This is a genomic window from Sodalis praecaptivus (genome assembly GCF_000517425.1).
Taxonomy (GTDB): domain Bacteria; phylum Pseudomonadota; class Gammaproteobacteria; order Enterobacterales; family Enterobacteriaceae; genus Sodalis_A; species Sodalis_A praecaptivus.
Window position 1 is genome coordinate 2,797,272 of sequence record NZ_CP006569.1, and the last position, 14,740, is coordinate 2,812,011.

The 14,740-nt window shown below is 62.4% G+C and carries 9 protein-coding genes; 5 read left to right on the plus strand and 4 right to left on the minus strand.

Annotation, left to right across the window (positions count from 1 at the left end; translation table 11 throughout):
- Positions 1-9: 9 nt before the first annotated feature.
- The 4 genes from cobA to SANT_RS12320 form a co-directional block, all read right to left on the minus strand.
- Positions 10-840, minus strand: a complete 831-nt coding sequence (gene cobA / locus SANT_RS12305; protein ID WP_025422599.1) for a uroporphyrinogen-III C-methyltransferase — start codon at positions 838-840, stop codon at positions 10-12.
- A 10-nt stretch (positions 841-850) separates the two neighbouring features.
- Entirely contained in the window at positions 851-3,466 is a 2,616-nt protein-coding gene (locus SANT_RS12310) for a nitrate reductase (protein WP_025422600.1), read from the minus strand.
- Positions 3,463-7,551, minus strand: coding sequence for a nitrite reductase large subunit NirB (gene nirB, locus SANT_RS12315; protein ID WP_081730462.1), 4,089 nt, complete (start codon positions 7,549-7,551; stop codon positions 3,463-3,465). The genes SANT_RS12310 and nirB overlap by 4 nt, the downstream gene beginning before the upstream one ends.
- A 390-nt stretch (positions 7,552-7,941) precedes the next feature.
- A complete protein-coding gene (locus tag SANT_RS12320) occupies positions 7,942-9,189 on the minus strand; it encodes a nitrate- and nitrite sensing domain-containing protein (protein WP_038668537.1) in 1,248 nt (415 codons plus the stop codon).
- Between the two features lie 442 nt (positions 9,190-9,631).
- Here SANT_RS12320 and SANT_RS12325 point away from each other — a divergent pair, with 442 nt between their 5' ends.
- The 5 genes from SANT_RS12325 (at position 9,632) to frdD (ending at position 14,453) form a co-directional block, all read left to right on the plus strand.
- Positions 9,632-11,083, plus strand: a complete 1,452-nt coding sequence (locus tag SANT_RS12325) for a DASS family sodium-coupled anion symporter (protein WP_051440169.1) — start codon at positions 9,632-9,634, stop codon at positions 11,081-11,083.
- A 65-nt stretch (positions 11,084-11,148) separates the two neighbouring features.
- Positions 11,149-12,945 (plus strand): fumarate reductase (quinol) flavoprotein subunit, encoded by a 1,797-nt coding sequence (gene frdA, locus SANT_RS12330; RefSeq protein ID WP_025422603.1) that lies wholly within the window; start codon positions 11,149-11,151, stop codon positions 12,943-12,945.
- Positions 12,938-13,678, plus strand: a complete 741-nt coding sequence (locus tag SANT_RS12335) for a succinate dehydrogenase/fumarate reductase iron-sulfur subunit (protein WP_025422604.1) — start codon at positions 12,938-12,940, stop codon at positions 13,676-13,678. The genes frdA and SANT_RS12335 overlap by 8 nt, the downstream gene beginning before the upstream one ends.
- Positions 13,679-13,681: 3 nt before the next feature.
- Positions 13,682-14,083: a fumarate reductase subunit FrdC gene (gene frdC / locus SANT_RS12340; RefSeq protein ID WP_038668540.1), complete on the plus strand. Its 402-nt coding sequence runs from the start codon at positions 13,682-13,684 to the stop codon at positions 14,081-14,083.
- A gap of 13 nt (positions 14,084-14,096) precedes the next feature.
- Positions 14,097-14,453, plus strand: coding sequence for a fumarate reductase subunit FrdD (frdD, locus tag SANT_RS12345; protein WP_025422606.1), 357 nt, complete (start codon positions 14,097-14,099; stop codon positions 14,451-14,453).
- Positions 14,454-14,740 lie beyond the last annotated feature (287 nt).

Consider the following 14,740-nt stretch of genomic DNA (forward strand, 5'->3'; position numbering starts at 1 on the left):
TCACGTCTACTAGGCTCCGTAAGCGGTAGTGGCGCCTGTCCCGAGCGCCGCCTCATGCCCAGGGGGTTGGGAAGCAGTGGCCAATCGGCAGAGATTGACCACTTCCCCCACCACCAGCAGGCTGGGCGACACGGGTTTTTCCCGCGCCACGGTCCGCGCCAACCCCTCCAGCGTGGTTAACAGCACCCGCTGCCCGGCACGGGTACCGTTTTCGATAATCGCCACCGGGGTATGCGCCGCGCGGCCGTTATCCATCAGGCCGCGGCTCAGCTCGGCGCACCAGGTCAACCCCATGTAGAACACCAACGTCTGGCGCGGGTCGCGCAGCGCGTCCCAGTCCAGCGCCGGCGCGCCGTTTTTGCCATGGCCGGTGATAAATTGCACCGACTGGGCGCACTCCCGGTGCGTCAACGGGATACCGGTACTGGCGGCACAGCCGGCCGCCGCGGTGATGCCCGGCACCACCCGACAGGAGATACCCGCGCGCTGCAGCGCCAGCATTTCCTCGCCGCCGCGGCCGAAGATAAAGGGGTCGCCGCCCTTCAAACGCACCACCCGGTGCCCCGCGCAGGCCAAATCCACCAGCAGGCGATTGATATCCTGTTGTTTCATGCCGTGGCGGCCCGGCGCCTTGCCGGCGTCTATGCACGGCGTTGTCGACGGGATCAGGGCCAGAACTTCATCGGACACCAGCCGGTCGACCACCACCACCGTCGCCTGTTCAATGGCGCGCAGCGCTTTCAGCGTCAGCAGCTCGGCATCGCCCGGACCGGCGCCGACCAGCCACACCGCGCCCGTGGTGCCGGGCGCCGGCACGGTCAGCGCGCTGAGTAATGTCATCTCACTCTCCTCAGGCCGGCTGTCGCGCCAGCAGCTGTTTCAGCTCGGGTATACACGAACCGCAGTTGGTGCCGCAGCGCAGGCGCTTGCCCAGCGCCTCTACCGTGCCGCACCCCTCATCAATAGCCTGCGCGATCTGCCGTTCACCGACGCCGTAACAGCTGCATATCGTGCGCCCGGCGGCTTCGCCGCTGGCCTGTTGACCGGCCAGCAGCGCCAACCTGTCTTCCGGCGCCGGCGCATCGCTGAAGGCGGCGACGACCGCCGGGATATCGATGACCGGCTGCGCGCCGCGCGCGGCGTAAAAGGCGATTTGCAGCGCCCCGTCGCCCCAGCCGAGGCGGTGTAACACCTCCGGCGTTTGCGCCTGCTGATAACGCCAGTGCGCGTGGCCGGCAAGGGCGGCGAACCAGTCGCTCGCCGCGCCGCTCCCCGCCAGCCAATAGGCGGTTACCGCCCCGTAGGGCATGCGGCTCCACCAAACAGCGTCTCCCAGCGTCAACGGCTGACGCGCCAATACCACTCCCTGCCAGTCGCAGTCATAACGTTGGATACGCACCGCGGTCTGTTTGCTTTCCGGCTGGCCGGCGAACGGACAGGTATGCGGCGCTACTAACTGGTCGACGTTGGCCATATTGCAAAATTGCCGATTCCAATGCATCGGGACGAACAGACAGCCTGGTTGTTGGCTCGAGGTCAGCCGGCAGCGCACCACCACCCACCCCTGCGCCGACTGGATGCGCGCCAGACAGCCGTCTTCAAGCCCGAAACGCGCCGCATCCAGCGGATGGATATCGCACCACGGCTCGCTTTGATGTTGCATCAACCGGCTGACCAGACCCGTCCGCGTCATGGTATGCCACTGGTCGCGGGTGCGGCCGGTGTTGAGCAGCAGCGGCCAGAGCGCTGCCGGTTTGGCGACCGGCAGCCGCGGCTGGATCGGAATGAGCCGTGCCTTACCGTCAGGATGATAGCAACGCCCCGAGCCAAATAAGCGCGCCTGCCCTTGCGGATGCCGGGCGTTAACCGGCCATTGCACCGGCGTCAGCCGATCCCATTCATCGTCCGTGACGGTAGCCAACCCGCTAATATCAAAAGCGCGCCGCCCCTGGTTTTCAAAACCCGATAAGGCGGCATGTTCGCGGAAGATGGCTGCCGGATGATGCCAGGCGAAGGCGCTGGCGAACCCCATGCGCTGCGCCACCTGACTGATTATCCACCAATCGGGGCGCGCCTCACCGGCGGGGGTCAGAAAACGCCGCTGGCGCGAAATGCGCCGTTCGGAGTTGGTGACCGTGCCGTCTTTTTCGCCCCAGGCCTGCGCCGGCAGCAGAATATGCGCCAGCTCGGTGGTATCGGTTTTGGCGCTAACATCGGAAACGACAACCAGTTCACAACCGGTCAGCGCCTGGCGCACCCGCAGTCCATCGGGCAGGGAAACCGCCGGATTGGTGCCCATGATCCAGACGGCTTTGACCTCGCCGCGGGCGATGGCCTCAAACAGCGCTACCGCTTTCAGGCCCGGCTCGGTAGCCACCCGTTCGCTGTGCCAAAAACGCCGCAGCCGGTCGACGTTCTCCTCGCTGAAATCCATATGGCAGGCTAGCTGATTCGCCAGTCCCCCCACTTCCCGACCGCCCATGGCGTTTGGCTGGCCGGTCAAAGAGAAGGGGCCGCAGCCTGGGCGGCCGATTTTACCGCTGGCGAGATGCAGATTGATGATGGCGTTGCACTTGTCGCTACCGCTGGTGGATTGGTTGATTCCCATGCAATACAGCGTCAGCGCCCGGTCACTGTCGGCAAAAAGCCGATAGAAAGCCAGAATGTCGGCCTCCGCCAGCCGGCAGAATTGCGCCACCGCCGGTAGGGTCCAGGCCGCCGCTGCCGCAAGCGTGGCTTCCAGGCCATTAAGCTGCGGCCACAGGCGTGGATCGAGGCCGCCTTGCTGATGGAGCCAGTGCAGCAAACCGGCAAACAACGCGGCATCGGTGCCGGGACGCAGCGGCAGGTGCAGATCGGCATCGTCACAACTGGCGGTGCGGCGCGGGTCGATCACCACGATCTTCGTCGCCGGACGCGCCTGGCGCGCGGCCAGCAGCCGCTGCCAGGCCACGGGATGCGCCCAGGCGGCGTTGGAGCCGGCGACGATCGCCAGTTGCGTCTGTTCCAGATCCTCGTAGCAGCACGGTACCGCGTCGGCGCCGAAAGCGCGCTTATAGCCCACCACCGCCGACGCCATGCACAGACGCGAATTGGTATCGATGTTGCCGCTGCCGATGAACCCTTTCATTAATTTGTTGGCGGCGTAATAATCCTCGGTCAGCAGCTGGCCGGAGGCATAGAAGGCCACGGCGTGCGGGCCATGGCGGCGAATAATGGCGCTCAGCCTGTCGGCGACGCTATCCAGCGCGAACCCCCAGTCGGCCGGCGCGCCGTCCACCTGCGGAGACAACAGCCGTCCCTCATGCCCCAGCGTATCGCCCAGCGCGGCGCCCTTAACGCACAGCCGCCCCCGGTTGGCCGGATGATGCGTATCGGCGCTGAGCGCGACGCCGCCGTCGGGCTGCGGCGTCGCCTGCAGGCCGCAGCCCACGCCGCAGTAGGGACAGGTGGTGCAGCGCGTCATACCGCCTCCGTTTCGGCTCTGGCAACGGTTAGCGGCCGGGTCGCGACCCGCACGTGATCCGCGTCTATCCGCACCGGCCAGGCATTGACCTTAATCTGGGGGTTGTCCACGCAGACGCCGTCGCTAAGCCGCAGACGCTGTTTGTACAGCGGGGAGATGACCACCGGTTCGCCGGCCACGTCCCCCAGGATACCGCGCGCCAGGACATTGGCGGACGTCTCCGGCTCCAGGTTATCCAGCGCGTAAACCTGGTCCCCCTGGCGGAACAGCGCAATCTGGCGTCCCTCCAGCCGGGCGGCGATACCCGCGCCCTGTGGGATAGCCTCCAGCCGGCACAGTTCGTGCCAGCGGGCGTGCTCCGGCAGCGGCGGCAGGGGGGCGCACGGCGCTGCGGCGGGGCGGATTTGCCCCCGCTCCAACTGCCATTGAATATTTTCATCGGGCCTGTCGCTGTTTACCGTGGGGCGGAAAAGCGCCAGCCTGTCGGCCTGCGCAAGCGTGGTACGCCACTCGCATTGATAGCTGGCGACGACCTGCGCCATTTCCTGCTCGAGGGTCTCGGCAATACCCAGGCTATCGTGCAGTATTACCTCCTGCAAATACGCCAGCCCCCCTTCCATATTGTCTAGCCAGCTGCTGGTGCGCTGTAGACGGTCGGCGGTACGGATATAGAACATCAGCACCCGATCGATGGTGCGGATAAGCGTGGCGCGGTCCAAATCGCTGGCGAACAGATCCGCATGGCGCGGTTTCATGCCGCCGTTGCCGCAGACATAGAGATTCCACCCTTTTTCAGTGGCGATAACCCCGATGTCCTTACTTTGCGCTTCGGCGCATTCACGCGTGCAGCCTGAGACCGCCATTTTGATTTTATGCGGGCTGCGTAGCCCCTTGTAACGCTCCTCCAGCGCGATCGCAAGCGCGGTGGAGTCTTGCACCCCGTAGCGACACCAGGTAGAGCCGACGCAGGATTTGACCGTGCGCAGAGATTTGCCGTAAGCGTGGCCGGTCTCGAAACCCGCGTCGATCAAGCGGCGCCAGATGGCCGGCAGTTGCTCCAGCCGCGCGCCGAACAAATCGATACGCTGGCCGCCGGTTATCTTGCTGTAAAGATTGAATTCCTGCGCCACTTGACCGATAGCGATGAGACCCGCCGGCGTTATTTCCCCGGCGGGAATACGCGGCACCACCGAATACGTGCCGTCTTTTTGCATGTTTGCCAAATAGCGATCGTTGGTGTCCTGTAGCGGCAGGTGGCGCGGGTCGAGAATATACTCATTCCAGCAGGAGGCCAGCAACGACCCGACCAGCGGTTTGCACACCTCGCAGCCGTGGCCTTTACCGTATTGCTCAAGCAGGGCGTCGAAACTGCGGATCTGGTTAACGCGGATCAGATCGTACAACGCCTGGCGCGACCAGGGGAAATGCTCGCAAATATCCTGGCTGATGGCGACACCCTGTTCCGCCAGTTGATATTCCATGACCTGCTTCACCAGGGCGGCACAGCCGCCGCAGCCTGTTGCTGCACCGGTGGCGGCTTTCAGCGCCGGCATATCGCTCGCGCCGGCACGCACCGCCTCGCGGATATCGGCTTTGCTGACGTTGAGGCAAGAGCAAATCTGCGCGCTATCGGGTAATGCCGCCACGCCCAGCGCCTTGGCACCCTCGCCGGCCTGCGCCGGCAAAATCAGACTTTGCGGGCTGGCGGGCAGCGTCATGGCGTTGAGTTTGTATTGCAGCAAGGTGGCGTAGTCAGCGCAATCTCCCACCAGCACCGCGCCTAACAGCCGCTGACCATCCCCCGATACCACCAGCTTTTTATAAATTTCCGCCGGGCCGTCGGACCAGGTATAGCTTTGGCTGTCCGCCGTTTCGCCCAGAGCATCGCCGATGGAGGCGACATCGACCCCTAAGAGCTTTAATTTGGTACTCATATCGGCGCCGGTGAACAGCATCTGCTCTCCGGTCAGACCCGACGCCGCCACCCGCGCCATGTGATAACCGGGGGCGACCAGGCCAAACAGCTGCCCGCGCCACGAGGCGCATTCGCCGATAGCAAAGATAGCGGGATCGCTGGTCTGGCAGCGATCGTCGATGACGATGCCGCCCCGTTCGCCCAGCGCCAGGCCGCAATCGCGAGCCAACTGGTCACGCGGACGGATCCCGGCGGAAAACACCACCAGATCGGTATCAAGAGTGGCACCGTCGGCGAAGCTCAGCCGCAGGCCGCCGTCGTGCCGCGCGGCGATTTCCCGCGTGGCGGCCGCGGTATGGACCTTGACGCCGAGCTGTTCAATTTTGTGGCGCAGCAGCCGTGCGCCGCCGTCATCCAGCTGTACCGCCATCAGCCGCGGCGCGAACTCGACAACATGGGTTTCCAAGCCCAGCTTACGCAAGGCATTGGCGGCCTCAAGCCCCAGCAGGCCGCCGCCGATGACCACGCCGCGGCGAGCGCTTTTGGCGCGCGCGGCGATAGCGTCCAGATCGGCCAAGGTGCGATACACAAAGCATCCCTCACCGTCATGGCCCGGGATAGGCGGCACAAACGCCTGCGATCCGGTGGCGATGACCAGCCGGTCATAGGCGGTCTCATGCCCGGCATCGTCGCGCACGCAGCGCCGTTGACGATCAATGGCGACAATACGGCTACCGGTGCGCAGATCGATATCGTGCTCCGCCATGAACCCCGGTTTTACCAGCGAAAGCGCCTGCGCGTCGCTGCCGGCGAAATAGTCGGTAAGATGCACCCGATCATAGGCCTCGACCGGTTCGTCGCCGAACACCACGATGCGGTAATGCGAATCAAGCCCCTGTTGTGCGAGCTGCTCCAGAAAATGATGGCCAACCATGCCATGGCCAATAACCACTAATGTCGGTTTGCTCATTGTTTGCCGTCCTGCCGCTGCATGCGGCGTTTGAAGATTGTCAGGTGAAAACAGTGCGCCGCTTGCCACCGGCGTCGCGTCCTGCATGCGTTGTAAATAGCCGCCGGCGTGGCCGGTATCGCCATACAGCAGCACCCCCGCCAGGCGCTCGTCACGCACCAGCAGGCGGCGGTAATGGCCGGTTTCGGGATCGTGCGCGCTATACAGCGCGTCGCCGGGTAAGGCATCGATATCCCCCGCGCTGAACACCTCAATGCCGGTAACCTTAAGCCGCGTGCCGGCGTCCGTCAGTTGAAAATCCGCCACCGGACTGCCCGCCAACCGGTGCGCCAGCACCTCCGCCTGCGCGAGGCAGGGCGCCAACAGACCAAACGTTTTGCCGTCGATTTCACAGCATTCGCCGACCGCGCTGATGGCCGGGACCGAAGTCTGGAGCTGACCGTCGGTAATGATCCCGCGCCCGCACGCCAGGCCCGCCGCCTGCGCCAGCCCCGCCTCAGGCGCTACGCCAATCGCAATAACGACCCGCGTCGCCGCCAGCCGCTCGCCCTGGTTTGTCACCACCCCATCAACGTCGATGCGCGCCAGGGTGGTACCGAGCCGGCAGTGGATGCCGCGTTCGGTCAGCGATGCCAACAGCGCCTCGGCGGCGACGGCGTCCAACTGCCGTTCCATCAGCCGGTCCATCAAATGCACCAGCGTTACCTGACGGCCGCGGCGACGCAGCGCGGCGGCGGCTTCGATGCCCAGCAGACCGCCGCCCAACACCACCACCGGCCCGTCAACGGCCAGCATATGCTGCACGTCATCCAGCGTGCGAAACCCGCACACGTGCGGCAAATCAATACCGGGAATCGGCGGCATTACCGGTCGGGAACCGGTCGCCAGAATTAATTGCTGCCAGTGAAGCTCGCGCGCGGACGTGGTCAGCGTGTGCTGCACCGGATCGATGGCCGTCACCGTTTCTTCCGTCAGCAGACAAACATCATGATCCCGGTACCACGCGCGTGGATGCAGCACCGTTTGGTCGAAGGTTTTCTCTCCGCCCAACACCGGCGAAAGCTGGATGCGGTTATAGTTCTCCCGCGGTTCGCGGCCGATGACCGTGATAAGAAATTGATCCGGCACCAATCGACACAGGGTTTCCACGACCCGCATACCGGCCATTCCGTTGCCGGCTACCACCAGATGCGGCTTCATCTTTCGACCTCGCTTACCACCTCCGGCGCGGTTGACGCTGCGGCCGTCGCGCCGGAAAAACAAAAAAGGCGTCCACCAGCCTGCCGAACAGCAGACCGATGGACGCCTTTATCCCCTCACCGATGTCGACCGCCGTTGGCCGGCACCGGTGAACAATGTCAATACGTCAGGAAGCAAACGTTGTGCCAATGTCTCTCACGCAGCTTAAGCGGGGGAAGACACGGTTGCAGAACCACGCTAGCGCGTGCTGCCGCACCTTTTTTGAACCTGAATGCACGCCGGCGGTGCGTCAGTCTACGCCCGCGCGGCACGCGTGAGAGGGGTATAATCCCATACTGGCGGCAATGGTTTATTGATTAAGAACAAAAGGAGGACTGATACGATTTAGCTTTAGAGAACGTCGGCGATAGCCAGAATGGCGGCGGCGATCTCCACCAGCCGCTTGTTTTGGTTCATCGCCATCGTGCGCAAGGTCTGGTAGGCCTGCTCTTCGGACAGGTTGCGGTGGCGGATAAGCAACGCTTTTGCCTGATCGATGACCTTGCGCTCTTCCACTCCGGCGCGCAGCGTGGCCAGCTCCTGCCCCAATTGCTGAAGCCGCAGGGATTGCTGCTGTGCTAATGATAAAACGGAGCGGCTCAACTGCGGACTGAGAAAATCGGTAGTCAGCGCCCCCGGCGGCGTCTCTTCCAACGGCGATATCACCAGTTGGAAGGCGCCGTCCTCGGCGGCGGGATGCGGACTCGCCGGCGGCTCTTCCTGCCGTTCAGCCTGGCGAATGGCCGCGCGGCAGCTGTCCATCAACGCCGCCTCCAGCGCGGACTGCACCTGTTTGAACCCGTTCATGCGCCGGGTATGCAGGGCAAACCAGCGTAATGCGCTCTCCTCGCCGGCAATGTCGGGGTGCGGCTGGGTGCAGGCGATGCGGCGGAGCCGCTCAAATTCGGCGTTATCGAAGCGGTGCGCCGCCCAGCGCTGCATCACGCCTTCGGCGGCGAACTGGCTAAAGGTGGCGAAACACCGGTTCTGGCCCTCAATCAGCGTGGTCAATTTCAGGCGTTCGGCGTCGCCAAACGCCCCGCAGGCGAAGCCCGCCGCGCCCAACGCCCGCTCTTGCCCAGCCAACTCTTTGCCCTGCATAAAACTAAACAGCGCGATCATCGCCCGCGACACCGCGGGTTCCGTCGCGGCATCCGCCGCATCGAAAATCAGGCTGAGCAGTTGGCGGATCACCTCGTTAAACCCCGACATCGCCGCCGAGGGCTCCAGCGTTTTGTGGCTGATACCTTCGCGCAACGCCGGTAGGGTCTCCAACGCGGTCAACGCGCGGGCGGCGCGGTTAAACAGACGGGCGCCCCCGACCTGCGGCTGCCGCTGCGCCAACGCGGCCAGCTCGATATCCGCTTCCTGCCGGGCCTGCAGCGCATGGCGGGTGCGCGCGCCACGCTCGCGGTCAAATAGCCGGCCGTCGCTGCTCAGCCAAATATTCGAGGTACCGCGCTCCAATTGCAGGGCGTCAATCAACTGGCTGACACGATTAATCAATCTGCCGGTCTGCAATAATCCGCTCAGTTCGGCAATCGCCGTCGCGCGGGCGAGGTCGGTGAAGTGACGGGCGGTAGGGACGACGGATTTCATAATGATCTCTTCGGGCTGCGGTGACCAGAGGATCGGTCGGGTTAATGAGGCGCTATTTTACCCGCCTATCGGCCCAGGCGGTAGCCCGGAATATCGGCCATCCCTTCGCCGCGCGCCGCAAAGTTGAGATAGCGCAAAAATTGCGGATTTAGCGTCACCGGCGCGCGGGCTGTTCCTGCCTTTGTTGATCGAGATCAACCGCCACGGCCGGGAAAGCCCCATTATGAACACATCATCCCTTACGATTAATGAGGTTTAAATTTCAATTATCATAAATATCAAATTACTAAATAAAATTCAATAAGTTAATCACTGCGTCATCGATAGACATGTTGCGACTTTTCGCCAAGGGTTACTGCCGGACGTTAACGACAAACTTAATCGCTGAACTGCCGTCGGCGAGTTAAGAACCTCATAACAAAAGCGCGACTCAGGAGGGAAAATGAAACATCGCATATCGCTGTTTCTTCCGCTGCTTATCACCTTGGTATTACTGTTCCTACCCACGCCGGAAGGTCTGGCGCCCTATGCCTGGCGCTTTTTTGCCGTCTTTGCCGGCGCCATTGTCGGACTGATTCTCGAACCCTTGCCCGGCGCCGTGGTGGGGCTGACCGCGGTGGTTATTATCACTCTCGGCAGCGAATGGCTGCTGTTTAGCCCTGAACAGCAGGCGGCCGCCAATTTCAATCTCCCCGGTATGAGTTTTAAATGGGCGGTGTCTGGTTTCAGCAATTCCACGGTCTGGCTCATTTTTAGCGCCTTCATGTTCGCCGCCGGCTATGAAAAAACGCGATTCGGCCGCCGGCTGGCGCTGTTGCTGGTCAAATACCTCGGTCGGCGCACGTTGACGCTCGGGTATGCCATCGCCTTCGCCGATCTACTGCTGGCACCCTTTACGCCGTCCAATACCGCCCGCAGCGGCGGTACGCTTTATCCCATTATTTCCAACCTGCCGCCGCTGTACGGCTCGAAACCCAACGACCCCAGTGCCAGACTGATTGGCTCGTATCTGATGTGGGTCGCCATCACCGCCACCTGCATCACCAGTTCGATGTTTTTATCGGCGCTGGCGCCCAATTTACTGGCGTTGGCGTTGGTGAAAAACCTGGTCGGTATCACTATCTCCTGGGGGACCTGGTTTTTAGCGTTTTTGCCGCTGGGTATTTTGCTGCTGCTGACGCTACCGCTGCTGGCGTATTGGCTGTATCCACCTGGCGTGAAAGAGAATGCCGAAGTGCCGCGTTGGGCGGAAAGCGAGCTGGCTAAATTGGGCAAGTTATCGCGTAAAGAGATTTTGCTGCTGGTGTTTGTCTGTATGGCGCTGCTGTGCTGGATCTTCGCCACCGCCTTTATCGAACCGGCGGTAGCGGGCCTGATGGTGGTGGTGTTAATGCTGCTGAGCGGCGTGTTGGACTGGAGCGATATCACCGGCAACAAACCGGCCTGGAATACCTTCGTCTGGTTCGCCACCCTGGTCACCCTGGCGGCGGGTCTGTCCGACGTCGGCTTCATCGCCTGGCTGGGCAAGCTGGGGGCGCAAATGCTCGGCGGTATCCCGCCGGTACAGGCCACCTTGGCGCTGGTGCTGGCGTTTTACCTGCTGCACTACTTGTTTGCCAGTACCACCGCCCATACCACCGCGCTGCTGCCGGCGGTACTGGCGATAGGCGTCGCGATTCCGGGCATCAACGTGATGGTATTTTGCCTGCTGCTGGTGACGTCGCTGGGTATCATGGGGATTATCACCCCTTACGGCACCGGTCCCAGCCCGATTTACTACGGCAGTGGCTACCTTCCGACCGCCGATTATTGGCGGTTGGGTACCATCTTCGGCGCGATTTTCCTGGTACTACTGTTGGTCATCGGCTACCCCTGGATGTTAATGGTGGTATGAGACCGCGGGCGGCCACAGCGCCCATTTATTTTTTGAGCATTATTTACTAAGCAATGGAGAACGCTATGTCGGTCATTAATTGCGATATCGCTATCATCGGCGCCGGCGGGGCGGGACTACGCGCCGCCATCGCCGTGGCACAGGCGCAGCCTCTGCTCAAGATTGCCTTGATATCCAAAGTCTATCCCATGCGCAGCCACAGCGTGGCGGCCGAAGGGGGGGCCGCCGCCGTCACCCAGGATCACGACAGTTTTGCCGAGCATTTTCACGATACGGTCTCCGGCGGCGACTGGCTGTGTGAACAAGACGTGGTCGATACTTTCGTGCGCGATTGCCCGCGGGAGATGATCCAATTGGAGCAATGGGGCTGCCCGTGGAGCCGCAAAGCCGACGGCACCGTTAACGTCAGGCGCTTTGGCGGGATGAAAATCGAGCGTACCTGGTTCGCCGCCGATAAAACCGGTTTCCATCTGCTGCATACGTTGTTTCAAACCTCGCTGCAATTTCCGCAAATCCAACGCTTCGATGAGTATTTCGTACTGGATTTACTGGTCGACGACGGTCAGGCCCGCGGGCTGGTGGCCATCAATATGATGGAAGGCCAGCTGGTGCAGTTCCGCGCCAACGCGGTAATCTTGGCCACCGGCGGCGCCGGCCGCGTGTACCGCTACAACACCAACGGCGGTATCGTCACCGGCGACGGCATGGGCATGGCCTTACGCCACGGCGTTCCCCTGCGCGATATGGAATTTGTGCAATACCATCCGACCGGCCTACCCGGTTCAGGTATCTTGATAACCGAAGGCTGCCGCGGCGAAGGCGGCATTATGGTCAACAAAGACGGCTATCGCTATTTGCAGGATTACGGCATGGGGCCGGAAACCCCGCTGGGCGAACCGAAAAACAAATATATGGAGCTGGGCCCGAGAGATAAACTCTCGCAGGCTTTTTGGCATGAATGGCGCGCCGGGCGCACTATCGCCACCCCGCGCGGCGACGTAGTCCATCTGGACCTGCGCCATCTGGGCGCCAAAAAGCTGCAAGAACGGTTGCCGTTTATCTGCGAGCTGGCCAAAGCCTATGTGGGCGTCGATCCGGTGAATGAGCCCATTCCTGTGCGGCCCACCGCCCATTACACCATGGGCGGCATAGAGACCGACGCACAGTGCCAAACCCGCGTGCAGGGGCTGTACGCGGTAGGGGAATGCTCCTCGGTGGGGCTGCACGGCGCCAATCGGCTGGGCTCCAACTCGCTGGCGGAGCTGGTGGTCTTCGGACGCATCGCCGGGGAACAGGCGGCGTTGCGCGCCCAGCAGAGTTCACCCGCCAACGGCGGGGCGCTGGACAGTCTGGCGCGGGATATCACCGAGCGCCTTCGGTCGTTGCAGCGCCAGGACGGTACCGAAAGCTGGAGCACTCTGCGCGACGAAATGGGCCTGAGTATGGAAGAAGGCTGCGGCATTTATCGCACGCCAGAGCTGATGCAAAAGACCGTCGATAAGCTCTTTGAACTGAAAGACCGGTTCAAACGGGTCAAGATCCAGGATACCAGCAGCGTCTTCAACACCGACTTGCTGTATGCGCTGGAGTTGCAGCACGGGCTGGACGTGGCGGAATGCATGGCGCATTCGGCGTTTCATCGCCGGGAATCACGGGGCGCGCATCAACGTCTCGACGAAGGCTGTACCGCCCGCGACGATGTCAATTTCCTAAAACATACCCTGGCGTTCGCCACCTCCGACGGCGGCGTCCGGCTGGATTACAGCGACGTGAAAATCACCACTTTACCGCCCGCCAAGCGGGTTTACGGCAGCGAGGCGGAAGCGCCGGCCACCGCGAGTAAGGAGGCCAACCATGGCTGACAAGCACCCGTTGACGGTACAGATCCAACGTTATGATCCCGAAAAGGACCGCGCCCCTCACTGGGAAAGCTATCAGGTGCCCTGGGATGAGCAAACGTCGCTGTTGGACGCGCTGGGCTATATCAAAGACCACCTGGCGGCGGATTTGACGTTCCGCTGGTCGTGCCGGATGGCGATATGCGGCTCCTGCGGCATGATGGTCAACGATGTTCCCCGGCTGGCCTGCAAAACCTTCCTGCGCGATTATCAGCACGGCCTGCGGGTGCGGGCGCTGGCGAATTTCCCCATCGAGCGCGATTTGGTGGTGGATATGAGCGCCTTTATGGAAAGTTTGTTGGCAATTCAACCTTGGATTATCGGCAATAACCGCACGCCGGAACAGGGCGCCAACGTGCAAACGCCCGCGCAAATGGCGAAATACCATCAATTCGCCGGCTGTATCAACTGCGGCTTGTGCTACGCCGCCTGCCCGCAATTCGGCCTTAACCCGGAATTCATCGGGCCAGCGGCGATTACCCTTGCCCACCGCTACAACCTGGATAGCCGCGATAAGGGCCAGCATCAGCGTATGGCGCAGCTCAACGGTGAAAACGGCGTGTGGCGATGCACTTTCGTCGGCTACTGTTCCGAGGTTTGCCCGAAACATGTCGACCCCGCTGCGGCCATACAGCAGGGCAAAGTGGCCAGCAGCAAGGATTACCTGATTGCCACCCTCACCCCGCAGGGAGACTAACCGATGATAAATACATCCAAACGTAGACCGTACACGCCGCCGATGACCGGCGGCTGGTGGCGCCATCTTGGCTTTTACCGCTTTTACATGCTGCGCGAAGCAACGGCGATACCGGCAATCTGGTTCAGTCTGGAACTGCTCGGTGGCGCCGTGATGCTCAACGGCGGGGAAGCGGACTGGGCGCGGTTCGTGGCCTTTTTACAGCATCCGCTGGTGCTGGTGCTGAACCTCGTCTCGCTGCTGGCGGCAATTTTGCATACCGTGACCTGGTTTCAGCTGGCGCCCAAAGCCAGCATTATCGTCGTGGGCGATCACAAACTGCCGCCGCAGCCGATCGTGACGGGACTGTGGGTAGTGACGGCGCTGTTTAGCCTGGCGTTGCTCGCTTTCGCTTATTTCTACTGACGGGAGATGCTTTGTGAAATCCATTCCAAAACGCAGTAACGAGCCGATTTTCTGGGGACTGTTTGGCGCCGGCGGCATGTGGACCGCCATCGTCGCGCCGGTCATGCTGCTGGTGGTGACACTGCTGCTGCCGCTCGGCCTTTATCCCGGCGACAGCCTCGACTATACGCGCATTCTCGCCTTCGCCCAGAGCTGGCCCGGCAAGATCTTTTTATTACTGATGGTTATTTTGCCGCTGTGGAGCGGTTTCCACCGCCTGCATCATTCGCTGCACGACCTGAAAATCGCGCCGCCGGCGGATAAGCTCATCTGTTACGGTCTGGCGGCGGTCTTGAGTTTGGCGGCGCTCGCGGCACTCCTGCGCCTTTAAACCCGTTGGGCGGCGGGATGGCCACGCCCCGTCGCCGCTTAAGGCACGACACCCACGATGTCGCGCCCCGTCATCGGCCGGCCGTTGCATCGGCCGGCACCCACGCTAACTGCCGTACCGGCCAACATCAATTCTTCCCGCCGCGTTAGCCAGCACCTACGCTAACCCCTATCGGCCCACACCGTCCCTCCCCGCCGCGTCGGCTGGCATCCATGCTAACCGCCGTACCGGCCAACACCGACCGGCGCTCGGCCGACGCGCGGCCTTTGACTGCGCTGCCGCACCCG